The 24386-nt window shown below is 47.7% G+C and carries 22 protein-coding genes, 2 tRNA genes, 2 rRNA genes, 1 other RNA gene and 4 pseudogenes; 22 read left to right on the forward strand and 9 right to left on the reverse strand.

Annotation, left to right across the window (positions count from 1 at the left end):
- Positions 1 to 17: 17 nt before the first annotated feature.
- The 5 genes and pseudogenes from P378_RS10195 (at position 18) to ssrA (ending at position 4353) form a co-directional block, all read left to right on the forward strand.
- Positions 18 to 2110, forward strand: a pseudogene (locus P378_RS10195) (sodium-translocating pyrophosphatase).
- Positions 2111 to 2581: 471 nt separating this feature from the next.
- Positions 2582 to 2629 (forward strand): annotated as a pseudogene (locus P378_RS21635) (PaaI family thioesterase); the annotation flags it as partial.
- A gap of 174 nt (positions 2630 to 2803) precedes the next feature.
- Positions 2804 to 3355, forward strand: a complete 552-nt coding sequence (locus P378_RS10205) for an HDIG domain-containing metalloprotein (RefSeq protein ID WP_099083182.1) — start codon at positions 2804 to 2806, stop codon at positions 3353 to 3355.
- 125 nt (positions 3356 to 3480) lie between these two features.
- A pseudogene (gene smpB / locus P378_RS10210) lies at positions 3481 to 3967 on the forward strand (SsrA-binding protein SmpB).
- A 36-nt stretch (positions 3968 to 4003) separates the two neighbouring features.
- Positions 4004 to 4353: a transfer-messenger RNA gene (ssrA, locus tag P378_RS10215) on the forward strand.
- 93 nt (positions 4354 to 4446) lie between these two features.
- Here ssrA and P378_RS10220 read toward each other — a convergent pair.
- On the reverse strand, positions 4447 to 4674 hold the full coding sequence (locus tag P378_RS10220) for a hypothetical protein (RefSeq protein WP_099083183.1): 228 nt from the start codon (positions 4672 to 4674) through the stop codon (positions 4447 to 4449).
- 316 nt (positions 4675 to 4990) lie between these two features.
- Here P378_RS10220 and P378_RS10225 point away from each other — a divergent pair, with 316 nt between their 5' ends.
- The 11 genes from P378_RS10225 (at position 4991) to P378_RS10280 (ending at position 12311) form a co-directional block, all read left to right on the forward strand.
- A complete protein-coding gene (locus P378_RS10225) occupies positions 4991 to 5215 on the forward strand; it encodes a DUF1659 domain-containing protein (RefSeq protein ID WP_099083184.1) in 225 nt (74 codons plus the stop codon).
- Positions 5216 to 5268: 53 nt separating this feature from the next.
- On the forward strand, positions 5269 to 5487 hold the full coding sequence (locus P378_RS10230; RefSeq protein WP_099083185.1) for a DUF2922 domain-containing protein: 219 nt from the start codon (positions 5269 to 5271) through the stop codon (positions 5485 to 5487).
- A 229-nt stretch (positions 5488 to 5716) separates the two neighbouring features.
- Positions 5717 to 6157, forward strand: coding sequence for a hypothetical protein (locus P378_RS10240; RefSeq protein WP_180261059.1), 441 nt, complete (start codon positions 5717 to 5719; stop codon positions 6155 to 6157).
- A 16-nt stretch (positions 6158 to 6173) separates the two neighbouring features.
- A complete protein-coding gene (locus P378_RS10245; protein ID WP_099083187.1) occupies positions 6174 to 7643 on the forward strand; it encodes a dynamin family protein in 1470 nt (489 codons plus the stop codon).
- Between the two features lie 113 nt (positions 7644 to 7756).
- Positions 7757 to 8122 carry a hypothetical protein gene (locus tag P378_RS10250; RefSeq protein WP_099083188.1) on the forward strand — a complete coding sequence of 122 codons (366 nt, stop codon included), beginning with the start codon at positions 7757 to 7759 and terminating at the stop codon, positions 8120 to 8122.
- 2 nt (positions 8123 to 8124) lie between these two features.
- Positions 8125 to 8583: a hypothetical protein gene (locus P378_RS10255; RefSeq protein ID WP_099083189.1), complete on the forward strand. Its 459-nt coding sequence runs from the start codon at positions 8125 to 8127 to the stop codon at positions 8581 to 8583.
- A gap of 23 nt (positions 8584 to 8606) precedes the next feature.
- Positions 8607 to 9206: a hypothetical protein gene (locus P378_RS10260; RefSeq protein ID WP_099083190.1), complete on the forward strand. Its 600-nt coding sequence runs from the start codon at positions 8607 to 8609 to the stop codon at positions 9204 to 9206.
- A 42-nt stretch (positions 9207 to 9248) separates the two neighbouring features.
- A complete protein-coding gene (locus P378_RS10265; protein ID WP_099083191.1) occupies positions 9249 to 10124 on the forward strand; it encodes a hypothetical protein in 876 nt (291 codons plus the stop codon).
- A 13-nt stretch (positions 10125 to 10137) separates the two neighbouring features.
- Complete coding sequence (locus P378_RS10270; RefSeq protein ID WP_099083192.1) at positions 10138 to 10908, forward strand: hypothetical protein; 771 nt, start codon at positions 10138 to 10140, stop codon at positions 10906 to 10908.
- Positions 10909 to 11548: 640 nt separating this feature from the next.
- Positions 11549 to 11686, forward strand: coding sequence for a hypothetical protein (locus P378_RS19565; protein WP_180261060.1), 138 nt, complete (start codon positions 11549 to 11551; stop codon positions 11684 to 11686).
- Between the two features lie 244 nt (positions 11687 to 11930).
- Positions 11931 to 12311, forward strand: coding sequence for a hypothetical protein (locus tag P378_RS10280; protein ID WP_099083194.1), 381 nt, complete (start codon positions 11931 to 11933; stop codon positions 12309 to 12311).
- A 130-nt stretch (positions 12312 to 12441) separates the two neighbouring features.
- Here the strand turns inward: P378_RS10280 and P378_RS10285 are convergent, their stop codons facing one another.
- Positions 12442 to 12780, reverse strand: coding sequence for a hypothetical protein (locus P378_RS10285; RefSeq protein WP_099083195.1), 339 nt, complete (start codon positions 12778 to 12780; stop codon positions 12442 to 12444).
- 394 nt (positions 12781 to 13174) lie between these two features.
- On the opposite strand from P378_RS10285, the gene P378_RS10290 reads away from it, so the two are divergent.
- The 5 genes from P378_RS10290 (at position 13175) to P378_RS10305 (ending at position 16495) form a co-directional block, all read left to right on the forward strand.
- A complete protein-coding gene (locus P378_RS10290; protein WP_099083196.1) occupies positions 13175 to 13495 on the forward strand; it encodes an SWIM zinc finger family protein in 321 nt (106 codons plus the stop codon).
- Between the two features lie 85 nt (positions 13496 to 13580).
- Positions 13581 to 13973 carry a hypothetical protein gene (locus P378_RS19005; protein WP_143338460.1) on the forward strand — a complete coding sequence of 131 codons (393 nt, stop codon included), beginning with the start codon at positions 13581 to 13583 and terminating at the stop codon, positions 13971 to 13973.
- Positions 13974 to 14682: 709 nt separating this feature from the next.
- On the forward strand, positions 14683 to 15342 hold the full coding sequence (locus tag P378_RS20120) for a HigA family addiction module antitoxin (protein ID WP_207654024.1): 660 nt from the start codon (positions 14683 to 14685) through the stop codon (positions 15340 to 15342).
- A 202-nt stretch (positions 15343 to 15544) separates the two neighbouring features.
- Positions 15545 to 15802 (forward strand): ImmA/IrrE family metallo-endopeptidase, encoded by a 258-nt coding sequence (locus P378_RS20125; protein ID WP_207654025.1) that lies wholly within the window; start codon positions 15545 to 15547, stop codon positions 15800 to 15802.
- Between the two features lie 405 nt (positions 15803 to 16207).
- Positions 16208 to 16495, forward strand: coding sequence for a hypothetical protein (locus P378_RS10305; RefSeq protein ID WP_099083197.1), 288 nt, complete (start codon positions 16208 to 16210; stop codon positions 16493 to 16495).
- A gap of 249 nt (positions 16496 to 16744) precedes the next feature.
- Here the strand turns inward: P378_RS10305 and P378_RS10310 are convergent, their stop codons facing one another.
- From P378_RS10310 to P378_RS19570, 3 genes are all read right to left on the reverse strand, one after another.
- On the reverse strand, positions 16745 to 17620 hold the full coding sequence (locus tag P378_RS10310; RefSeq protein ID WP_338013899.1) for an IS3 family transposase: 876 nt from the start codon (positions 17618 to 17620) through the stop codon (positions 16745 to 16747).
- A gap of 23 nt (positions 17621 to 17643) precedes the next feature.
- Complete coding sequence (locus P378_RS10315; RefSeq protein ID WP_099083238.1) at positions 17644 to 17931, reverse strand: transposase; 288 nt, start codon at positions 17929 to 17931, stop codon at positions 17644 to 17646.
- Between the two features lie 242 nt (positions 17932 to 18173).
- Positions 18174 to 18575, reverse strand: coding sequence for a restriction endonuclease (locus tag P378_RS19570; protein WP_180261061.1), 402 nt, complete (start codon positions 18573 to 18575; stop codon positions 18174 to 18176).
- Between the two features lie 725 nt (positions 18576 to 19300).
- Between P378_RS19570 and P378_RS24125 the strand changes: the two are divergent.
- Positions 19301 to 20413, forward strand: a pseudogene (locus P378_RS24125) (IS1634 family transposase); the annotation flags it as partial.
- Positions 20414 to 20699: 286 nt separating this feature from the next.
- Here the strand turns inward: P378_RS24125 and rrf are convergent.
- The 4 genes from rrf to P378_RS10350 all read right to left on the reverse strand — a co-directional run bounded on the left by rrf (position 20700) and on the right by P378_RS10350 (position 24328).
- Positions 20700 to 20815 (reverse strand): 5S ribosomal RNA (rrf, locus tag P378_RS10335).
- A gap of 197 nt (positions 20816 to 21012) precedes the next feature.
- A 23S ribosomal RNA gene (locus tag P378_RS10340) occupies positions 21013 to 23948 on the reverse strand.
- A 99-nt stretch (positions 23949 to 24047) separates the two neighbouring features.
- A tRNA-Ala gene (locus tag P378_RS10345) sits at positions 24048 to 24123 on the reverse strand.
- A gap of 128 nt (positions 24124 to 24251) precedes the next feature.
- Positions 24252 to 24328: transfer RNA gene (locus tag P378_RS10350), tRNA-Ile, on the reverse strand.
- Positions 24329 to 24386: the final 58 nt, after the last annotated feature.

Below are 24386 nucleotides of genomic sequence, written 5' to 3' on the forward strand. Positions count from 1 at the left end.
TTCAAGTGGAACAAAACATGATGCTCGCTTATTACGCTGCGGGTGCCGGTGCTTTGGCCCTTTTATTCGCTCTGTTTACTCTGGCCAGCATTCTAAAAGAAGATATGGGCACACCTAAAATGCGTGAGATCTCCGAAGCTGTGCACGAAGGTGCGATGGCTTTCTTAAACCGTCAGTACAAAACCCTGATTCCATTTGCTCTTATCATTTTCGTAATTCTCTGGGCCGCTCAGTATTTCGTAGAGGGCGGCGGCAGCGCACACATGCCTGTAGGCCCCGCTTCCGCGATCTCCTTCTTAGTGGGTGCTGCTCTGTCTGCCGTGGCCGGTTACATCGGCATGACCTCCACCACCAAGTCCAACGCCCGTACCGCTGAAGCTGCTCGCAGCCACGGTATGGCCAAGGCCCTGAACGTATCCTTCCGCGCCGGCGCTGTTATGGGTCTGTCCGTAGCAGGTCTGGGTCTGCTGGGCGTTTCCGTTCTGTACATTGTTTTCCAAAACCCTACCATCATCAACTCCTTCGCATTCGGTGCTTCTGCCATCGCTTTCTTCGCCCGTGTCGGCGGCGGTATCTATACCAAAGCTGCTGACGTAGGTGCTGACCTGGTAGGTAAAGTAGAAGCTGGTATTCCTGAAGATGATCCGCGTAACCCCGCCGTTATCGCTGACAACGTGGGTGACAACGTGGGTGACACCGCCGGTATGGGCGCTGACTTGTTCGAATCCTATGCCGCTACCACCATCGCTGCTATGCTGATTGGTAACACCCTGTTTGGTTTCCCTGGCGTTATCTTCCCGCTGTTAGTAGGTGCTGTTGGTATTATCGCTTCCATTATCGGTACCTTCTTCGTACGTACTACCGAAGATGGCAACCCCCAGGCTGCTCTGAACGTAGGTCTCTGGACCACCAACGTGTTGACCGCTGTTGGTGTTTGGTTCGTAGCTAAGGCCACCTTCCTTGGTGAAACTGCTGGCATCGCTACCGGCGTATTCATGGCTGTAGTAGCCGGTCTGATCGTTAACGTAGCCGTTGGTTACTTAACCGAGCTGTACACCGGAACCGGTAAGCCTTCTGTAAACCGTATTGCTGAAGCTTCCAAGTCCGGTCCTGCTACCAACGTTATCCACGGTCTGGCTGTAGGTATGGAATCCACCTTCCTTCCCATGCTGGTGTTCGCCGGTGCTATTTACTTCGCTTTCTGGTCCGTAGGTTCCGCTGCTCCTGCTGACAAAGCAGAACTGTGGGCGATCTATGGTATCGCTATGGCTGCTATGGGTATGCTTTCTTCCGCCGGTTTCGTTGTTGCTATGGACTCCTTCGGTCCTGTTGCTGACAACGCCGGTGGTATCGCCGAAATGGCTGAGCTTCCTCCGGAAGTTCGTGTTAAGACCGACAAACTGGACGCTGTTGGTAACACCACCGCTGCTATCGCCAAGGGCTTCGCGATCGGTTCCGCTGCCCTGACCGCTCTGGCTCTGTTCAGCGCCTATGTTGAAGCTGTAACCCACAAGTTTAAAGATGTACTTCCCAACGGACAGTTCGTTGTTAACATGACCGAACCGATGGTTCTGGTTGGTATCTTTATCGGTGGCGCTGTGCCCTTCCTGGTAGGCGCTCAGACCATGCGCGCCGTTGGCGAAGCTGCTTACGGAATGGTTGAAGAAGTTCGCCGTCAGTTCCGTGAAATCCCCGGCCTGCTGGAAGGCAAGCCCGGTGCAAAGGCTGACTACGCTCGCTGCGTAGACATCGCTACCCGTTCCGCGATCTCCAAGATGATTGCTCCCGGTATCGTGGCTGTATCTGCTCCTATCCTGGTAGGCTTCATCCTTGGCGCCAAAGCTCTGGCCGGTTTCTTAGGCGGCTTAACCACCGTTGGTGTTCTGTTGGCTCTGTTCCTGCTAACGCCGGTGGCGCTTGGGACAACGCTAAGAAATGGATCGAGCAAGGTAACCTGGGTGGTAAGAAGTCCGATGCTCACAAAGCAGCCGTTGTCGGTGACACTGTAGGTGACCCCTGCAAAGACACCTCCGGTCCTGCTATGAACCCGCTGATCAAGGTTGCTGGTACCATCTCCCTGATCCTTGGTCCCCTTCTTACCAGACTGTAAGAACAAAAATATGCCGGCCTCTGGCCGGCATATTTTTTCCCGTTCCCGGGGGTCAGGCTTGACTTATTGACTTATTTATAGGCCATTCCCTGTGTATTCAAGTGGGGACGGTTCTTGATTTGAATTACAATGGGTGTTTTTGAATATTAATGTGTAAATCTATCTCAAAACCTTAACCCCCTTTCAGGTACTTCCCTTCCTTGCCAGTCGGTCAAAATTTTAGTAAAATATTACAGTGAATAATTTATGGGGGTGCTTGGATTGCAAAACTACAAAGACTTGTACAATAGTCAGGAATGGCAAGAAGTGAACAAGTGTTTCGCTTGCGGTCGGAACAACCCCATCGGGCTCAGACTCTCCATCAAACATAAAGACGATATTTGTTACACCACCTTCACGCCGAAGCCGGAACATTCCGGCTGGCTGAATGTGATGCACGGTGGTCTCCTGTCCACCATTATGGATGAAGTCATGGCCCACTGGCTCTGGGGTCGGGGAACTCCCGCCATGACAGTGGAAATGACCGCCCGCTATTTAAAGCCTGTTCCCATCGGCGAACCCATCGTGGTGACCGCCAGGCAGCAAGTGGACAGGGGGCGCATCGCCAACATGGAGCAGAAGTTACACTGGCCGACGGAACCCAGGTGGCCCGGGCCACAGCTAAATTTGTCAAGACAGAGAGGGGATTGCAGATTGAATCGGGAAGAAGCGCTACAGATACTCAGGAAGAATCTCAAAAATAAAAACTTGGTGAATCATTGCATTGCGGCTGAAGTGGTCATGAAACGTCTGGCCCAGCACTTTGGTGAAGACGAGGAGAAGTGGGCCCTGGCGGGTCTGCTGCACGATATAGACTATGATGACACGAAAGATAATCCTGAACTCCATAGCATTGAAGGTGCCAAGATGCTGGCAGAAATGGGCCTGCCGGAAGACGTGGTTTATGCCGTAAAGGTACATAATGAAAGACACGGTCTGCCCCGTACAAGCTTAATGGACAAAGCCCTCTACGCAACCGACCCAACCACCGGTCTAATCGTAGCAGGCGCCCTGATTAAGCCTGAAAAGAAACTTTCTGCCATTGATGTCTCGTTTTTAGTAAACAGAATGAACGAAAAATCCTTCGCCCGGGGAGCCAACCGCGAGCAAATTCGCTCCTGCACCGAACTGGGACTGTCCCTGGAAGAATTTTTAGGTTTAAGCCTGGAAGCCATGCAGGGCGCCTCGGATCAGCTGGGTCTTTAAAACAAAGCGAAGCTTGACAGAAATGTCTAGTTTGTTATAATATAGATACTTGCTTAAAAGATTTTGTTTGCCCAAAGCCCGAGTCTCAAGTGAGAACAGGGCTTTATCTGTCAGGAGTGTTTTCCATGGCTGCCAAACCTGTACCTTCCGCCAAGGTATTTAAGACAATTACTGAAAACCGCCGTGCCCGGCACGAGTATCATATCCTGGAAACCTATGAAGCTGGCATTGCCCTGACAGGCACCGAAGTGAAATCCTGCGGGCAGGAAAAGCCAACCTTCAGGACAGCTTTGCCCGTGTTGAAAACGGCGAAATGATGCTGTACAATATGCATATAAGCCTTACGAACAGGGCAACAGGTTCAACCACGAACCCAAGAGAACCCGGAGACTGCTGATGCATAAACAAGAAACCTTACGTCTCTACGGCAAAGTTCGTGAGAAAGGACTTGCACTTATTCCATTAAAAGTTTACTTTAACCCTAGAGGCCGCGTTAAAGTAGAATTGGCCCTGGCCCAGGGTAAAAAATCCTTTGACAAACGTCACGATATTGCCGCCCGGGATGCCAAACGGGAAATGGACCGTGCCATTCGGGAGCGGCAGAAAATATAATAAATTACCTGTTGGCAAGCATTTTTCTTTAAACAAGGGGGCGAAATGGCTTCGACGGGGGAAGCGATGGCAAGAGGAGCGAGCCGGGATCTCACCAGCCCGTAAAACGGTGAACACTTATAATTGCCAACGAAGAATACGCTTTAGCAGCTTAATTGCTGTCTAACCTTCTACCTGCTGGGCCCGCGGTGCGGGATAGGGGGTCAACTTAGCGGGACGCTCTATAGCCTGATGTTCGGAGGGCTATAGCTAAGACTACCGGACTAGCAACAGCGGAGGCTGACTATGGCCGCCAATGAAGCGAAATCTAAACCATAGTCTACGCTCGTAGAGCCTGTTGTGGTTGCTCTTTCGGACGGTGGGTTCAACTCCCCCCGCCTCCACCACTTGTAACCAAAACTATTTTCATATCGACTTCGACTTCTTCGTCGAAAACGGTAACTAGATTAACAAATTGCTGAACGATGGGCTTTGTTTGCTCATCGTTTTTCTTTAAACTGCTGATACAACGCTTCAAGGTAATTCAATACGTCTTCTTTGGTGTAATCCATCTCCACTTGTTTGGATAGCTCCATTAATTGGCCCTGGAGCATTAGTTTTTCATCTTCCCTGGTCTTAAGTTGGTCCAATACGGCGGAGCTGATATTGCCGCTCTCTAGGTATGGGTAATATGGGATGAAGTTTATGTGGTGGGCACAGGTATTCATTGGTTGGCCAGCTATTATAGGGTCACTAATTTTTTTCCGGTATAGGAATAGGGTTGCTCCAACCAGGATGGTTAATTGCTGGTGCCGTATCAATTATTGGTTTTGATTGGTTCTATCTTACAGGGGTAGCAAATACATTATTAAACTTGGTTGGTTTCTCTTTACCGTTATTTCATTGTTTCGCTGCTGTAGCTGTTCTCAAATAGTACCAAAGTCGACCGGACGTATGTTTGGGTCGGCTTTTTCTATTTATACGGAAGCGGGTCCACCGGTCGGGACCCGCTTCCGTAAAATAAAATGAATGGAGGATGGTAGTATGGCAGTCGTAAAACAACCCTATGCTTGCAGCATAAAGTTAAGGTACCAAACCGGTGTCAACGCCCAGGGTAACCCCATCTTTGTTAACCGCACCTACGCCAAGGCCAAAATTACAGCCGCCGATCAAGATCTCTATGATGTGGCCCAGGCGATTAACAGCCTGCAGAATGCATCCCTGGTTGGTATCTACCGGGCAGACGACAGTGAATTAATTAACCAGTAAAGTTAAAGAAGTTACCTTAATAACCTTATTTTTGAGCGAAGGAGGATGGAACCATGAGCAAAACACTGGAAATGATCTTTGTTAACGTGGCCGGCGATAAAGTGACCCTCAGGGTAACTGATCCCAGGGATGACATTACCGAAGCTGAAGTAAGAACCGTCATGGATACAATCGTAGCTAAAGATATTTTCACCAGCTCCGGTGGAGCACTGACCGGTGTATCCGGTGCCCGTATCGTAAGCCGTGAAGTAACCGAAATGGATATTCTGTAGTAAATAACCAACAGGGAGGGGGGCGGAATGCCTCCCTTTTTACTTCGGAGGTGATATAATGGAAGAACTTTTTAAACTGGCGTCAAACTATGGCTTCCCAATGGTGGTAGCAGCTACTTGTTATTGCGCCTGGAACCAACCATCAGGGACTTACAGAAAAGTATTAATTTACTTAGCCTAATTATTGCTAAGCAGAGTAATATTGAGTTGGAAGAAGTTCGAGAACTGATTGATTATTGTGGTAATACTAGCTAGGTTAAAGAAAAGAGAAGAACAGATTCAAAGAATCATTGCTAAAAAGGAACAAATAATTGAGCAAGAGAGGCAAAAGTACCAGGAGGTTAACCGGAAGAAACAACAGAAGGAATTAAACCATTTGAAGGAGCTTTATTTCGCTGCGGTACAAGACACAGGGCACAGTTTGCTTAGATACTTTGAGGATTTACTAAAACAATTGCCTGATCAAGTGGCAGAACAGGCCGCTGCATTGTTGGCTCAGGATCTGGATGAAAAGATTAATAAGGAAATCCTGCGCCTGGAGGAAATTGAGAGCTTTATCGAGCAAAACCAGGGAGATCAGGAGCAACAGATATTACAGTGCCGCCAGCAAATAGAAGAACTAACTAGCCTGAGTGCAAAGGCCCGGACAGTGCTCAATCAAGTGTCCTGAGGAAGGGTGATTAACATTGGCTAATTTAACAACCATAGCTTCCAGGCTCGCTGAGCTGGAAACCCTGGCCCAGGGCTACCCCTACCGGGATAAAAGGATGGGTCTAGGACTTTTTAGGGAGCGCTTGGAGAATGCCAGCCTGAATATCGCTGTGATGGGCGAATTTAGTGCGGGTAAATCCTACTTTATCAATGCCATCCTGGGGATAAAGGGCCTGTTACCCACAGCGGTGCTACCCACCACTTCGGTGATTACACGTTGCTTTAATTCAGAAGAGCAACCCACTGCCCACTTCCCCGATGGCCGCAATGTTCAGTTAAGCATGGAAGAAACCCAAGAGCTATTAAAGGAAGGGCTGTACAGGGGCATCCCCGTGGATGTTGTGGATATGCCGCTGCTCACAGAATGGCTGCCAGAACGTATCAATATCATTGATACACCCGGCATTGGTTCCCTGAATGAGCGACACAGGCAATTAACCCTGGATTTTTTACCCAGGGTTGACCTGGTACTATACCTTTTTAACCAGGCCCTGGGTAGTAAGGACCTGGAGTTCCTGCAGCGGACCGGGGAAATGAATCAGCATATTATTTTTGTCATGACCCAGAGGGACCTGATCAACACCTCGGAAACCAGTGTGGAAGCACTGTTGCAGAAAAATATCGCGGTGCTCTCCCAACACACCCGCCTGGAGATGCCAAAGCTTTTTGTAGTATCTGCCAAAGATTACCTGAATGGTGGCTGCCGGGGAATGGAGGCAGTGAAGGATTACCCCATTATTCACGTCCTTAGTGATTGGGAGGATGTTTTTGCAGCTTCTCAGGCCACCAAACTAGAGCGTTATATCGGTGATTGGCTGGATGAAATCAAATTACTGCAAAATCTCAAGGCCAACGAGACGACTGCTGCGACGGAAGAGCTTTTACCCATCCGAGCAAATCTGGAGCAGGAATTGAAGCAAGCCCAAATATCCGCCCGGGAATTGTTGCAACATATGCAGGGTCAAGTAAAAAAACTGGAGCAAGCCTTGACCCAGAGCATGGTTCTGGACCAGGAAAAGCAATGGAGTGAATTGCACCGTCAACTATCTACGGCTAAGGATCACAGGTCACTGGACCCCCTGCGCTGGGAAAGCAAGCTGGAACAGATGATGGAGGAGCGACTGGCCCACTGGCGTAAGGTTACAGAGGAAAAGGGTGATAGTCTGCTTGGCTTCGCCGGTGAAATCATCGACCAACGTCAGGCAGAGTTTAAGCAAACCCTCCGTAGCAATTTCGACGTGAATTGGAAGGTGGAACTGCCGGACACCTCGGTTCAGGAACTGGTCACCTGGGAAGAGACCCAGGAACTAGAAAGGTTCCGGCATCAACTGACTACCTTCCAGCAAAACCGCGAGAAAATCCTCAGTCAACTGGGCTACAAAGAGGAAGAAGTCAAGGAACTGGCGGCGGAATTAAAGGCTTTCCACCAAGAATTACAAGGCTGATCAGTGAGGGGATAAATGTCACCTACCAGCCACAATACATCGAACAGGAGCTGGAACCAGATAGCGGCTGGGCCGATGGACTGGCTACCGTGGGTAATTTGGTTGATTGGGCTATGTTATTTCTACCTAATCCAGGACCAAAGGCCAAACAACTCTTTAAACTGAGTGGTAAGCTGAATAAGCTGGGTAAAGCCGGCCAGGTTCTGCAAAAAATCAATAAAAATAAAAAACTCATTGATACGGTGCGTAGTGTACAAAAGGTCAACAAATTTAAGCAACAGGCTCACCTGGCTTCACAAGCAATGCCAGAGCATCCAGCCAAAAATTTAGTCTGGGAAGCCCTGGACCTTTTGTCTGCAGAGGGGCTATTGCGCCGGGCTGGCCAGCTAATGGACGGTGACAGCTTACAACGGAGTATCCTGGTAGAGGATCCTGAAAGCCGCAGGATGTATGATGAAGCCTCGAACAGCAGCGGGTAAAATTGCAGAGTGGCATCAGCCAACTGGGGCAAAGGGAAGTGGAGTGGCGGAAAGCCTCCCACCAGCAACAACAATTGCTGGCAGAACTAGATGCATTGGAAGTACAAATTAGCCAGATTTCCGAGGTAACCGCTCGCCGAGAAGCATCCCTGCGCAAGCAACAGGTGGAGAATCAGCTTGACTTTCAGAGGGATGGACTGAAAGAAATGATCAAAAACCAGTTAAAACAGTTTTATAGTGTTTTACAGCAGGCCGAAACAAACTATTTGGAACAGGTTGCCCTGTATGTAAGTGAAGTGGTGGCAGAAAGGGCTTCCAGTCAGTCAGAGTTTCTTCAACAACAGTTGGCCGAGGTTCAACTAAAGAGTAGTGAAGCCCAGCACGAGCTCAAGGAACAACTGGAGGATCTCCAGGCCCTATCTGGACAATTGCAAAACATTAAGGGGCAACTCCTGGCGTAATCCAGGGAGAGGGTACTGTAATTATGAAAAAACTTACCGCAGAAGCCATCGTAAGACTGCTTGATAAAACCAGGCAATACTGCCCCACAATTTACTCATTATTGTCTGCTGTCCCCCAGACTACCATAAACGAGGTAGCCGGGGGACAACAGCAGGCGGCGGCAGTGGAACCCGAACTGGAGTGGGATGACGATTTGGAACTGGACCTGGAACTGGAAGACTACGAGGAAAACACCTTTGAAACAGTGGCACACCAGGAAACTGCTTCGGCCCTTGACCCTGTAACGGTACTGGAAACACCCTACCCCAGAGTATACATAGCGGGTATAGATTGGTTTGGTCGCATCCTGCTGCTGGAGAACCTTTTACATCTAAGGCTGCCGAAGGGTCAACCGCCAGCCAATGGAAGCTTTCGGGTTTACTGCATCTATGGAGCGGAAAACCTAGTCCTGGCTGAGCTAGACGAAGGCTGGCAGCAAATCCAGCACACAGAAGTGCCTCATTACCTGCTGGATGAGAAGTGCACCGCACTGTTTTTTAGCACAACCAGTGAGGATTTGGACCCTGGCACACTGCTGGTTTTTTCAGAAAGTCTGGGTAATCTGGATTTGAACACTGCATGAATACAGGATATAAAACAGGAAATAGCTGCAAAGGCTGTCAAAGTGCTGTGGAATGACGAGTTTCCCTTCTGTAAAGCCATCGAGATGAAGTTTGTCAAAGATATGAACGAACTGGCGAGGGAGCGGGGTCGAGTCATTGTTTTTGAAATACTACTGGGGGTGCACCAGGACTTTAAAATCAGCAGTGGTATTGATGTCCAGCCCCTGGAGGAGTGCATCCAGGATGCCATTCACAAATACCAGCGCCTGTTCTTTACCTTTAACGATGAGGATCTAAAAATCCGGGATTATGGTGCTTTGTCCCCGGAGGAGCGGAAGGAAATCTATCACTGGGGATTTTCTGAAACTGCTTCCTGCTGCCAGCGGGTGGTGAGCCAAATTGAGGCGAACCCCGGGGACGACCCTTTGTACACCGCGGAGATATCACTCTTACAAGAAACCCAGGATCACCTGAAGCTAATTTCTGACATTGAGTCGTTGAAAAAGGATTGGCTAAACAGGGTATACCATTCCTGGAACAACCCCACGGAATACAAAAGAAATGCATACTGGTTCAAGGACCAGGTAAGTCAATTAGTGACCCGACAGTTCTGGCAGCACTGGGAAACCTGCGTCAAGGACATGGTGAAAACCAGACAGGGATATCCAGAGGGCAGTCAATTGGCGATTATTTTTTACGCCCTACTGCTGGCCCTGGATTCAGAAAGGGAGTTTTTGCTAGCCACCCAAAAAGAGTTAGACCAAACAGTGGAAGGGGTTAAAAAGGGACTTTTAAAGCACCCCCTAAAAATGGACCGCCTGGATTTTGCCACTTTCCAGCGGGAGGTTATTATCTCACTGCCAAAGTATTGGCACCAGGCCATTCATAAAACCAAGACCAATATCAGGCATTTACTATCATCAGAATATATCATGTAGAAGGGCTGAGAGAATGCTTTTTAGTGTTGCAGGTATTATGGCAATTTTTTTCTCCACATTGGTGCTGGGGACCATCAACACGTTATACTTTAATGGCCAGATGACCCAGCAAATGGGCGTGGCCGCCACCGTAGGACTACAACTGGGGCTCACTGCTGGACTATTCTTCTTCTTCCTCCCTGTGCTGAAAAAACAGGTTCAGGAAAGAAACAATCTTTATCAACATGTACTGGATCAACTGAAACAGCAAGTGAATTCCACACAAAATTCCGGCTTGTTACTGGAGAAGTCTCAAAAACAACACAGTCTTACTTTTGAGGTTTTGGACAGAGTGAACAAAGAATTAGAGCAGGGCAACGCTAGGGTAGCTACTAAAATAGATGGCTTAACAGAACTTTTCACACAGTCCTTAGCAAACCAAGAAAGTTTAAAAATTTGCCTAAAGGAAATGTGCAATGTAGTACAAACCTTTCAAGACTCGCTATATACAAAGATAGGATCCTTAATGGACGAAGAACAAAAGAGCCTCACCGTGTTTGAGCAACAGGTACAAGGCTTACTCCAGAACATTGACTTATTACAAAGAGATAATCGTGCGTTACTGAATCAATTGGTACAACTGGAAAAAGGGCAAGCAGCAACGTACCAAGAACTAAAGGAGCTCTTTACCACGACTGGCAGCTTACTCCAAGAAATGAGTCAAGCTAGTCAACAAGACTTAGAGGTTCTCATGAAAATAGAAAAGATGGCCCATAACGAAAGAAAAATTTTTGGAAGCCTTTAGGGTGATTTTATGAAAGAAGAATCGCTAATACGAACAGCCCAGATTTCCTCAGTTTTGGAGCGGTTGGTGACAAGCGGCGTCAATTATTTTCACAGTAGATATCTTACAGAGGGCGATGCATCTGAAAGAGATCAACTGGCAAAACAATTGTTCCAGGATCTACTTTCAGATATAGCCTATCTGGCCGAAAATAATTTGACCCGTAGTTGCGTCAAAAAATTGCTATCCTGCAATTGTTACTAGAGATGCTGTTAGGTCAGGACGAAGCAGAAAGAAAAGCACAACAACAAGCAATAAAACGCATAGCTCATACGCTTAGGAATACTAACAAAGAACAAATAGATTTTGTGCAAAACTTACTTCAAGTTGCAGTTCAGGATAAGATTTTGCTTAAAAAGTATCTTAATGTGGGCCAATAAATTAGGCCCTTTTTTATAGGCAAATCCTTGAGCTTACACGAGCACCGCTCCACTCCCTGCGTCAGCTCTGGCCTGCCGGTTCATCCTCCTGGGTCAAAGGCTGCACCTTGCCAGCGGCCCGCTTTAGAGTAATGTCCGGGGTCATGTCTTGCTGGCAAAGTGCTCGCTGAGATTACGGGTCCCGGCTACCTGCAGCAGCGTGCCGTCTTTGGGGTCAGTCTATGGGGTCCGGCACCCTGCCGGAAATTCCTTTCGAGTATGTCTTTCGGGTCATGAATTTCCGGCAGAGTGCTCGCCCGCCTCTGGATGTCTTGACTCCCGGGTCTGCAGACACGGGCAGCGGGGAAGGGAGTGTATAATAGTATGAAAGTTTTATTCTCCCCGCTCCCGCTGACTGCCAGCTTACGGGTCCTTTGCATGTCTTACTTTGGGGTCCTGGCCTCCGCAATCGCGCAACGCTCCCGCTGTGTTCCGGTCGCTCCGCTTGGCCAGTGGCCCGCCAATGCGGGCCGGTCTTTGGGGTAGCGGGCCACAAGCCCCGCTCCACTCCCTGCACTCCGCTTCCGCTCATGCGCGACTGCTCCGGCCTATCGGGGCCGGGCTTTGTGGTCTCGGCCGCGAACTTCTCACCGATCCCCGCCGGTTATCCTCTGGGGTCTGGCCGGTGAGAAGATCGCTCGCGGGGCTTTGCGGGTCCCGCTGCTGCGTGGGATCCCGGCCGCTGCCGGTGGGGAAGAGGATCACCTTGGCGGCTGCAGCCGGTGGCCCGCGGCCCTGGTGACGGGTACCGGCTTGCGGATTACGGAAGCGGGACCGGTGCGGATCCAGGCCGCTGCTTGGCGGGGCAGTTGCCCGCAGTTGCCGGTGACTGGGATCATCCAGGTAAGGAAGATAACCCCCCGCTCCACTTGCCGGCTAAGCCGACAGCGTTCCGCTTTCCCCCAGCACCGCCCCCTCAAAAGGTCCACTTTCGCAAACCGCTGACGGGTCCCGGTTGCGCCCGCTTGGGCCGTGGCAAATGACGAGGGCCTGCTGGCTCCGGCCCCTTATGGCGGCTTTATGGCCGCCGGGGCCCTCGTTTTTGCTTCCCCAAGCTATGCTCAGCACCCATCAGCTAGTGCAAAGCCCGAGAGAAAAGGAAGCAACCAGTACCGGCAGCCATTATAAGCTGTCTTTGGGGTCGGCTGCCGCTACCGGTTACCGTGATTGAACTAAAAACGGCTGGTGTCGGCCAGATACCCTGGCGGCCCTGGGGTATTCCTCTGGGGTTCATGGCCACCAGGGTAACTGGCCAGCCTCCGCGGGTCATTGACCGGGGTTGGCAGATACCGGCAGCCATGATGTCCGGCCTTTGGGGTCGCCGGTAACTGCCCTGCTTACGGGTCCTCTGCATGTCTTCCTTTGGGGTCTGGCCGGTGCTGTCATGCCGGACAGCACCGGCTACCGGGGTCATCCTTTGGGGTCCTTCAACCCCAGCCCCCCAACCCCCCGCCCCAATCTTGGGGCCGGGGGACTCTGCACGATGTTACGGTTCTAAGCTGGCCGCTGCCGGTTTGTGGCAGGCTTTGGGGTCATTCTCCCGCTCTTCCCATTATACGGAGCCTTTGCAGCTGCGTGTTATAACCTACTAGCTGCTTTTAGCATGGCCTTGTTGATAGCAGTATCCTGGTGGCAGATAAGTTGGGCGCAGCTGCAATGCCGTAGCGTCAAGGTTCGTGGAGAAAAAATTTTTTCACTCTCTGGGGTTCTACCGTGGGTCGTGAAAAAATTTTTTCTCCACCCGCTTTGCGGCCCTTGACGCTCGGCACCGTCTACGTAGCTGTATCGAAAACGGGAGGTTGAAGGTTATGTTAAGAAAGCTTTTAGGCAAGGTAGAAGCAGGTAGGTTTGGCCGGGCATTGGCCGGGTTGCAAGCTGGCTGGCAATGGGAAGTCAGGCATCGGGTTTTTGTTGCCCGTGGAGTTGAGTTGCGCGGTAAGGTTAAGTACAGTAGCAAGGTATACAGTGTTAGCATTAGCCCGAAGGGTGCAAGTTGCAGTTGTGATGATTTCATCAATCGCGGCGTGCTTTGCATGCATATAGCTTTTGTAGCTATGGCCGAGTTGTCTCACGAGGCGGCTGAGCGTAGCGCACACCGTCAGGTCCAGGAGGTCAGGGCTGGCCAGTAGGCCAGCCTTCCGGCTCTCGGGCCGGTTTTTTTGGTCGGACCTCGGTAGCTTGACTTGATGGCTGCACGGATAACGGTCTGTTGCTATGGACCGTCTGGATCTGAGCCGTGTAGCAGCCTGGTGCAGTTGCACCGGTTTTCCACTCACGGGTACTGCCTTGGGGCGGTGGAAGCCACCGGTACCAGGCCTCGCTCAGGTCCTCCTTACAGGTCGGGCTTGCTACCGGTGCTTGGCTCTGCGGGTCAGGGCCGCAAACTTCCCACCGGCCACCGTAGGACGTGCTTTGGGGTTTGGCCGGAGGGAAGATCGCTTGCCGGGCTTCGCGGGTCAATATGCCCGCTGGCGTTGGTGGCAGCTGCGAGAGCGGGCAGCTGCCCCGGGTTCTGATTGCAGCTGTACCTGTGGGCAGTTACCCTGGCTGCTGCTGGCAGTAACCGCTGCAAGGAGCAGGGTGCTGCGTTACCAGTGCCGTTGCTAATTGACGGCGTCTGCCTTTTGGCGCGGCTGTGCCTAGGAATGGACGGTCAGCTGTTGCTCCCAGGCCTCATAGGTCACAGTTGTGTCCCTGGCACATATAGGCGACGTTGCCGCACTGAAGACTGCCCTGGCCTACTACCCGGCAAAGTGCAGCGAGCACCGCCAGCCGGAGGAGGTACAGACCACCCTGTAGAGTAGGTTTTATTTCTAGTTGATGATGGTAATTAGAAATAATTATTTTGTCAAAAAAAGGTATTACAAAAAGAAAAAGAGAAGTATTTTGAAGGATTATCTAGTTGAAAAATAATATTTTTATTAACCCTAAGGGTTAATAATTTAATTGACGGGTGATACTAATGGATATATACTTTAAGTATAAAAAGCTACAGAAAATTTGTAATTCAGCACAGGAATCTAATAAAGAATGGGGTCCCGAATTGGCCAAAAAAATACGTCAAAGATTATTAGAACTTCAGGCTGCCGAATGTTTGGCTGATATTAGTCATTTACCACCACCCCGGTTACATGAGCTAGAGGGAGTAATGAAAAATAAATTTGCTGTAGATTTGAGGACCCGTACAGATTAATTTTTGAGCCTGCTCACGATCCCATTCCATTAAGAAGTGATGGGGGTATTGATCGGAACCAAGTTACAGCCATTCTTATACTGGGTGTGCATGACTATCACTAATTTAGAACGGAGGGTATATATGGCTAACAAAGACTTGGTAAATAAAAAGATGTTTGGTTTTGATCCTGATTATGTAGTCCCGCCTGGGGAAACATTGTTTGAGACCATTGAGCACATGGGCATGTCTCAGGCAGAGCTTGCGGATCGTACAGGTAGACCCAAAAAGACAATTAATGAAATCATTAAAGGTAAAGCAGCCATTACACCTGAAACAGCTCTACAGTTTGAGCGGGTCTTGGGGGTTCCAGCTAGTTTTTGGAATAACCTTGAGCGTAATTACAGAGAAAAATTAGCACAATTGGAAGAAAAGAAACGATTACAAGAACAAATAGACTGGTTAGCTCAATTTCCCATAAGGTCCATGATTAAGTTTGGTTGGATTAAAGAGGCGAAGGATGAAGTTGAGCAATTACAAATACTGCTTAATTTTTTTAGTGTAGCATCATTTGAGGTTTGGGTAGATGTCTGGGAAAAGGCATTGGGCCAGGCGAAAGTAGCGTTTAGGCAATCAAATGCCTTTAATAGTAATACGGCGTCTGTAACAGCATGGTTAAGAAAGGGTCAAATAGAGGCACAGAAAATAAGTTGCCAGCCTTTTAGTTCCAGTAACTTTAGGAAAACTCTTAAGGAAGTAAGGAATTTAACAATAGCCCCCCTGAAATATTTGTTGATAAGTTAACCCAACTTTGTGCAAGTTCAGGAGTAGCAGTAATTTTTGTTCCGGAACTACCAAAATGCCGTATTAGTGGTGCTACTTATTGGATAAATTCAGACAAGGCTGTAATACAGTTAAGTCTACGATACAAAACAGATGACCACTTATGGTTTACCTTTTTTCATGAGGCAGGTCATGTTCTGCAAAATGTAAAAAAGGAATTTTTTTGGAGGGTAACCAGGGAGAATTTAGTAGTGATTTAGAAGACCAGGCGAATATCTTTGCCGCGGAACAATTAATTCCTCACCTAAAGCTAAAAAAATTTATAGAACACGGAAGTTATCAATATCAAGAAATTCTATCATTTGCTAATACTCTTGGGATAGCTCCGGGGATTATTGTGGGGAGACTTCAATTTGAAGGTGTTATTCCTTATAACAGCCGTCTAAATGAACTTAAGAGACGTTTTACTTGGGTAAATTAATCTGGTCATTGTTCCTTGTGACACGACCTATCATACGTCTGTAAGATGGTGATAATCCTCGAAATAATAAAGTTTCTTGTACATCAACGGGTTACCTAACATTTAAGGGCTAAAGAAAAATCCGGCGCCCTTCCACTTTTGCAGCTTGCAAAAGTGAAAGAACACCGGCTGTTTTTTAAATTTAGTTCAGCCAATAATCCAGAGAAACAAGAGGAATGTAAATAGCTTTCAAAAAAATCCCCAGCATCAATGGATGATAGAGAAAGAAAGCATCATCATCAGGAGGTAGTTTTCCTTTTTTCTAATCAATCACTTTATAGGCTTTATTAAGATCCAAGTACCAAACATAGTCTTGGATTACTATTTTTGGTAACAATACCAATAAAATAGTAATGAGGTGTTATCATGGATTTGTTTCAATTTCTATTGTTCTTAACAGCATTAGGGGTTACAGGGTTCTTTTATTTCAAATACCGTAAGGGTTACAACCGGCTAGAGGATTTAATTGCTGATATAACCAGCACCAATAATGATATGAGACAAACTTTAGCAGTTGGGTTATATCATCGGTTTAGACGTGAAGAAGGTAAACAAGAGGACCCATATAAATTCGAGGATTTTGTAGCTAAAGTATTTACAGACTATTTCGGTGGTACTGCTGTAGTAACAATGGAGTTGTCAAATTTGGTTTAGTCCCTAAACTCGTAATTTTAGAAAATGTTAATAAGTGGATTCCTTCTGGAAATACTATATTCAGCTCTTATCTACTGGCAGGATAGGGCAATGCTGGAGAGCAACCCGAGCGGCCAGTAGAGTTCTGCTGGGGATAGCCAGGGAATCGTTTGATTACCCTGGTATCTTCTTTATCTATCCCTGGGAGAACCAAGCGGTAAACTCCGGGGGTTCGGGGGCAGAGCCCCTGAATAATTAACGTATACGCTTTTACACTGCCTGGGGCAGGTTTTCCTGGTAATAGTGTGAACGCTTAACCAAGGGCGGATAACCTCCGTTAGTAGTGTAAATTCGTTTTCGGTTGTAATAAATTTCTATAAATCTAAACACTATGCTTTTTACAGTCTCCATCCTCATGGTTTCGGTTTTGAATTTGTTAGTGCTTTCTTTTTTTAATGTGGCAAAAAAGGACTCCATTCTGGCATTGTCATAGCATTTTCCGGTTTTGCTCATGCTCTGAACTGCTCCATACCTCGCTAAGACGTCACGGTAAATCCGGCTGGTATACTGGCCTCCCCTATCACTATGAAAGATCATACCGAAAGCCTGGTATTTCTTAACTGCTGAAGTGAAAGCATCTACACAAAGCTCTGCCCTCATATGATCAGCCATTTTAAACCCTACGATAGCTCCGTCAAAACAGTCTAATACTGCGGCTACATAAAGCTTGCCATCAGCTGTTGGGATTTCTGTAATATCCCCAAGCCATTTTTGATTGGGCGATGAGGCGGTAAAATCCTGTTGAATCAGGTTTTCACTGGCTTGTGCCGCAAGATCTGCTTTGGTTATTCCTCTGCTGTGGTGTTTCTTCTTCAGCATGAGATGGTGAATTTTACAGAGCTTAAGGATTACATAATAACTGCCGGTATAGCCTTGATAAAGTTTCAAATGGAGATAGATCCTGTGCGCTCCATAGTCTGGGTTGTCTGCACGAATTTGACGGATCTTAGCCAAAAGCTCATCGTATTTGTTGGGCTTGGACTGCCTTTTTAACCACTTGTAATATCCGGTTTCACTGACGCCTAATACCCTGCACATGGTTTTTATGCTGTGCTTGGTTTTCTCTTTGGTTTTGTGCAGCCATATCCACTGAAAAAGTTCTCGTGCAGCTACTTCTTTTGGCTCCCTGCGAAAAAACCCAAGGCTCTTTTCAAAATATCATTAGCAGCTTCAAGTTCTTTGATCTTTTTTTCCATTGCCCGAATTTCAGCTGTTTTAGGATCAACACGCTTATGCCCGCTGCCAACAAAAGCAATCTCTCCATACCGTTTTGCGTTGTTTCGCCATGTGTATAGCGTTGTTACTGGAATTCCCAGCTTCTCTGCGGCCGCTGTCGGCCCTATTTCGCAGGATAACTTGATGGCTTCTTCTTTAAAGTCTTTGTCATACTCTCGCATCTGGATTACCCTCTTCCTTTTTATGATATTTTTCCCAGAATTACGAGTTTTCTGACTCAACTAAAATGATACTACTCCATTCATATTGAATTGATTGATGGGAAGCAACTTGTAGAGTATTGGGCAAAGGGATTGGAAAAGAAGAAAGAGATATATCAACCATTACCGGAAAGTGTTTAAGCCTACAAAAGGAGGGGTTTTATATCCCCTCCTTTTGTATGACGTTCTCCCATACTTTACTTCTATTCTTCTGTTTCTGGTTTCTTATATCTTTGATATACCATTGCCAGTATGCCGTTTATTTCACTTCTGGTAACAGAATATAATGCTTCTATTAGTTTGGTTCGGTCCCACAGTTCGACTTTGTTTACTTTTGCTAATTCAACTGCCTGTGGGGTGAATTTATTATTGGTTATCACCATTGCACGGTTAGCTTTATAGTACAAAACTGCGGTAGCTGCTTCCTGTATGGCCTTTAATCCTACAGGATGACTATATCTCTTACATTGTATAACAATTCGTTCCCCGGGCTTATTGGCAATTAAGTCGCCTCCGAAGTCTCCGGTTTCAGGTGTTTTTTCTACCGAATAGCCCATGTCTTCATAGAGGAGTTTGATTCTATCTTCGAATTCTGTTCCATCCATTCGGTCTATCTCCTGGATTCCAGATGTTCTAAGTATTTCTCTATTTTTGTTACGTTGATACCAGAGGCAGGACAGAATAAGACCAATAAACAATAAAGACTGCAACGGGTAAGTTAACAAAACACTTAATAATAAAAGTCCTATAAAAGCTATAATAGGTTGCAGATCAGGCTTTCCTCTTTTATTGCCTCTGGGGAATTTAAAAAAACTACGTCTCCGTCTCCTTGCCATGATTTTCATCTCCGTTATCATTTTTATTATTTTTTCCGCTGAAGAGAATATATGCAGGGTAACAGAGAGGTAACAGATGGCCAAGTTTTGATTCAAAAATTAACATTAATAAAAAATGATTCCGAGTAGATTTTAACCCTCCAATGAATGGTGGGTTTTTTATTTGTTTGCATGATAAAAAATTTAAAAAACTTGCAGATAGCAAGTTTTCTGTTAAAGTTATTGTTTTATACTTTTATATTTTTATTTTGTGCCAACACTAACATCAGACTTTTTGTCTGTGTTAGCGGGCAGTCCGGTTTTTACTTTAAACAAGATTTGCTACTTAATACTGATTATGATTTGAATCGTTACTCGTTTTAGTAATGCTAGAGTCGAGACTGCTAGCAAATAAAACTCCACCCGATCACCCCCTTTCAGAGAGTTGACCGGACAGCCGTGTTTATTATACCCAGGTTATTATTTGTTATGTGTACGATTTGAGTAGTGGTATAATATTTTTGATGCAGGGTTCACCATTTTACTGGAAAGTGCTTGAAGGAAATACTCAAGACGTTACCACCTTACCTGGTGTGGTTAACGATCTTAAACAACGATTCGGTTTAAAAAAGTGTCATCTTGTGTTTGATCGCGGGATGGTATCTAGTGAACATTGAATTTACTTGAAACCCAAGAACTGACCTATTTGTCTGCTATGGATAAGGATGAAATAGCATGCCATCCGTTATTCCAAGAGTTTGTTCCGGGGCCTGCCTCAAAAGAGGATTATGAACAGATTTTGGCTCTTCATGAATTTTTACCAACTGACGACAATCAGTTCTTTTATACCAGGGAAGGCCGGGTAGGAAAACGACGGTTCATCTTCTCTTTTGACGTTTCCCGTTTTTTGAGGACATTGCTTCACGAGAGAAACGAATCAATAAAATCCTGGCTTGGACTGCCGAACAAAATGCCAAACTGGCTGTAGCCAAGAAATCACGACAAAAGGAACTACTTGAACGCGATATAAAGAAAATGCTTTCGAAATACAAACTCAAGTCATTGATGACAGTAAGCGTTACACCTATCGAAGTTAAAGTGCTTAAAAAAGACGGCTCTATACGAATAGCCCATTCGTTTCACTTATCGGCAGCGATTGACAAAACTAGAGAAACAGACATTCGACGATTAGATGGTATAACCTGCTTCATTACCAACGACGAAACAATTCCCCAAGCTGAAGTCATTCAGAGATACAGAGCAAAAAATAAAATTGAAGAGGTCTTTCGGGAAATGAAGTCTCAACTCGCCTTAAGGCCAATTCATTTAACCCGTCCTGAGCGAGTCAAGGYGCATGTCAGCATTTGCATTTTGGCCTACCTACTGGTAAATACAATGGAGCCATACTTAAAAAGGCCGGTCATTCAATATCCCCTATAGACGTTTTGGAACAAGTACAAAGCTGCCAGTTAAATCAGGTAGGTATCAAAGGCACCCCTGGTTATTCACTTACCGTAACAGAAATGACGGAGGAACAAAAAGAATGGGCAAAACTCTTTAACTGCGAAAGATTATTAAAACCAAAGGCATTAAAACAGATAAAAAAATCCTTAGAAAATACATTGTAGTCCCAAAAATATTATTGGCGTATGGCTTCAGCCCTTGCTACGCCTGGTACTGGAAAATTTTTACGCCAAACTTCGGTTAAAAATTAAACTACGGTCTCTTACGAGACAGCTATAATTCATCCCAATCTTCATTAGGAATCACTAGTTGTGATTTTGTATTTAAATATCTTTTTTTGGATATTTCCAAGAACATGCGAATCACTCGTTGTTGCTGTTTAGCAAATATCAACGGCTTTCCCAAACATGCAAAACACCCGCAGTCAATAACTGCGGGTGTTTAAAATTACTCTGGCGACGACCTACTCTCCCAGGGGCTTGCGCCCCGAGTACCATCGGCCCTGGAGGCTTAACTGCTGTGTTCGGGATGGGAACAGGTGTACCCCCTCCGGTATCGCCACCAGAAAATCTTATGCTTTTGGGTAATTCTTTGGGGTCTAGCCRTCAGCCGTCGGCCATCGGCCTTCAGCTTTTTAGGCTTTTCCCTTTAGCAAACTTTGCATTCCCTGAAAACTGAACAGCTCTTAAGTAAGGTCGTATCTTAAGGAGAAATGATGGTGTTTAGCTCTCACTTCCWACCTCTCACTTCTCACATCTCAAATTAGGTCAAGACCTCGATCTATTAGTACCGGTCGGCTGAACACATTGCTGCGCTTACACCCCCGGCCTATCTACCATGTAGTCTKCATGGGATCTTACCTACTTGCGTAGTGGGAAACCTCATCTTGAAGGGGGCTTCGTGCTTAGATGCTTTCAGCACTTATCCCTGCCGGACTTAGTTACCCAGCACTACCGTTGGCACGATAGCTGGTACACCAGCGGTCCGTCCATCCCGGTCCTCTCGTACTAGGGACAGCTCTTCTCAAGTTTCCTGCGCCTGCGACGGATAGGGACCGAACTGTCTCACGACGTTCTGAACCCAGCTCACGTACCGCTTTAATGGGCGAACAGCCCAACCCTTGGGACCTACTTCAGCCCCAGGATGCGATGAGCCGACATCGAGGTGCCAAACCTCCCCGTCGATGTGGACTCTTGGGGAGATAAGCCTGTTATCCCCGGGGTAGCTTTTATCCGTTGAGCGACGGCCCTTCCACTCGGAACCGCCGGATCACTAAGCCCTACTTTCGTACCAGCTCGACTTGTTGGTCTCGCTGTCAAGCTCCCTTCTGCCTTTACACTCTTACGCGCGATTTCCGCCCGCGCTGAGGGAACCTTTGGGCGCCTCCGTTACTTTTTGGGAGGCGACCGCCCCAGTCAAACTGCCCACCTGACACTGTCCTCAGACCAGCTTCATGGTCTAAAGTTAGAATTTCAATATCTAAAGGGTGGTATCCCAACGGCGACTCCATCCATACTGGCGTATGGACTTCTCAGTCTCCCACCTATCCTGTACATCAAATACCAAAACCCAATGTCAAGCTACAGTAAAGCTCCACGGGGTCTTTCTGTCCTGTCGCAGGTAGACGGCATCTTCACCGTCATTACAATTTCACCGAGCCCCTCGTTGAGACAGTGCCCAAATCGTTACGCCTTTCGTGCGGGTCAGAACTTACCTGACAAGGAATTTCGCTACCTTAGGACCGTTATAGTTACGGCCGCCGTTTACTGGGGCTTCGGTTTAAAGCTTCGCTTGCGCTAACTCTTCCCCTTAACCTTCCAGCACCGGGCAGGCGTCAGCCCCTATACGTCAGCTTTCGCTTTAGCAGGGACCTGTGTTTTTGGTAAACAGTCGCTTGGGCCTTTTCTCTGCGGCCTCTTCTTGCTCCAGATGTTCATCTTTCACAATACCGAGGCACCCCTTCTCCCGAAGTTACGGGGTCATTTTGCCGAGTTCCTTAACGAGGGTTCTCTCGCGCGCCTTAGGATTTTCACCCCACCTACCTGTGTCGGTTTGCGGTACGGGCACCAACTAACCTCGTTAGAAGTTTTTCTTGGCAGTTTGGGATCCGTTTCTTCGCTACTTGTTTTCGCTCCCCTTCACCTCTCAGGYTTTTTGTGTGGCGGATTTGCCTACCACACACCCTACGGGCTTGGACCAGCTTTTCCAGCCGCTGGCTAAACGTACCCTCCTGCGTCACTCCATCCTCAAACGGTCGTTGGTGGCATCGGATTCTCAACCGATTGTCCATCACCTACGCCTTGCGGCCTCGGCTTAGGTCCCGGCTTACTCTGGGCGGACGAACCTTCCCCAGAAATCCTTAGGTTTTCGGCGGGCAGGATTCTCAYCTGCCTTTTCGCTTACTCATACCGGCATTCTCACTTCTTATTCCTCCACCGCTCCTCACGGTACGACTTCAACGGAATAAGAACGCTCCCCTACCACTGACTTACGTCAATCCAAAGCTTCGGTGCCAGGCTTAGCCCCGTTTCATTTTCGGCGCAGGGCCACTTGACCAGTGAGCTATTACGCACTCTTTAAATGGTGGCTGCTTCTAAGCCAACATCCTGGTTGTCTGTGCAACCCCACATCCTTTTCCACTTAGCCTGTCTTTGGGACCTTAGCTGTTGGTCTGGGCTGTTTCCCTTTTGACTACGGATCTTAGCACTCGCAGTCTGACTCCCGGAGTAAGTTATGCGGCATTCGGAGTTTGATTGGGTTCGGTAACCCGTGAAGGCCCCTAGCCCATTCAGTGCTCTACCTCCGCTAACCATCTTCCGAGGCTAGCCCTAAAGCTATTTCGGGGAGAACCAGCTATCTCCTGGTTCGATTGGCATTTCACCCCTACCCACACCTCATCCGCCTCCTTTTCAACGAAGGTCGGTTCGAGCCTCCACTTTATTTTACTAAAGCTTCACTCTGGACATGGGTAGATCACCAGGTTTCGGGTCTACTCCAACGTACTTGTCGCCCTTTTAAGACTCGCTTTCGCTTTGGCTCCGGCAATGCTCGCCTTAACCTGCACGTTAGATGTAACTCGCCGGTCCGTTCTACAAAAAGTACGCCGTCACACTTTTAATGTGCTCCGACAGTTTGTAGGCATACGGTTTCAGGTTCTTTTTCACTCCCCTCCCGGGGTGCTTTTCACCTTTCCCTCACGGTACTGGTTCACTATCGGTCGCTAAGGGTAGTTAGCCTTGGGGGGTGGTCCCCCCGGATTCCCACAGGGTTTCTCGTGTCCTGCGGTACTTGGGATGTCCTCTGCAATTTTCGTCCTTTCGCCTACAGGTGTGTTACCTTCTGTGCAGCACCTTTCCAGGTGTCTTCGACTAGGACTAATCRTCACGTGATGAGGTTCCCGCAACCCCAGATTTCCGAAGAATTCTGGTTTAGGCTCGCCCCTTTTCGCTCGCCGCTACTTGGGGGTTCGATRTTTCTTTCTCTTCCTCCGGGTACTTAGATGTTTCAGTTCCCCGGGTGCCCTCCTCTATGCCTATGTGTTCAGCATAGGGTGACGGAGTTTTGCTCCGCCGGGTTGCCCCATTCGGTATCCACGGATCGWTGCCTGCTTGCGGCTCCCCGTGGCTTTTCGCAGCTTTCCACGCCCTTCTTCGGCCCTTAGCGCCAAGGCATCCACCGTATGCCCTTTGTTTCTTGACCWRTTGCTTGCTCGGTTACTTTACGTAGCCTGCAAAATTGTTTCTACGACGCTTTACTTTTCGCTGTTCAGTTTTCAAGGAACRATTTAAAAGATAAAAATGGTGGAGACAAGCGGAATCGAACCGCTGACCCCCTGCTTGCAAGGCAGGTGCTCTCCCAGCTGAGCTATGCCCCCACGTTTGGTCGTCGGTCGTCAGGCAGCAGTCGTCAGGTTTGTAAGCTTTTCTTTTGGGTCTTTCATTTCTGACCCTCAAGATTTACTTTCATGCTGACGTCCGACGTCTGACGACCGACGCCCTATTATGGTGGGACTAGGTGGACTCGAACCACCGACCTCACGCTTATCAGGCGTGCGCTCTGACCGGCTGAGCTATAGTCCCGTGTTTGCTATGAGAAATTTTAAATCAACCGGAGGTTGATTTTGGTCTCTCAAAACTA

This window comes from Desulforamulus profundi (genome assembly GCF_002607855.1).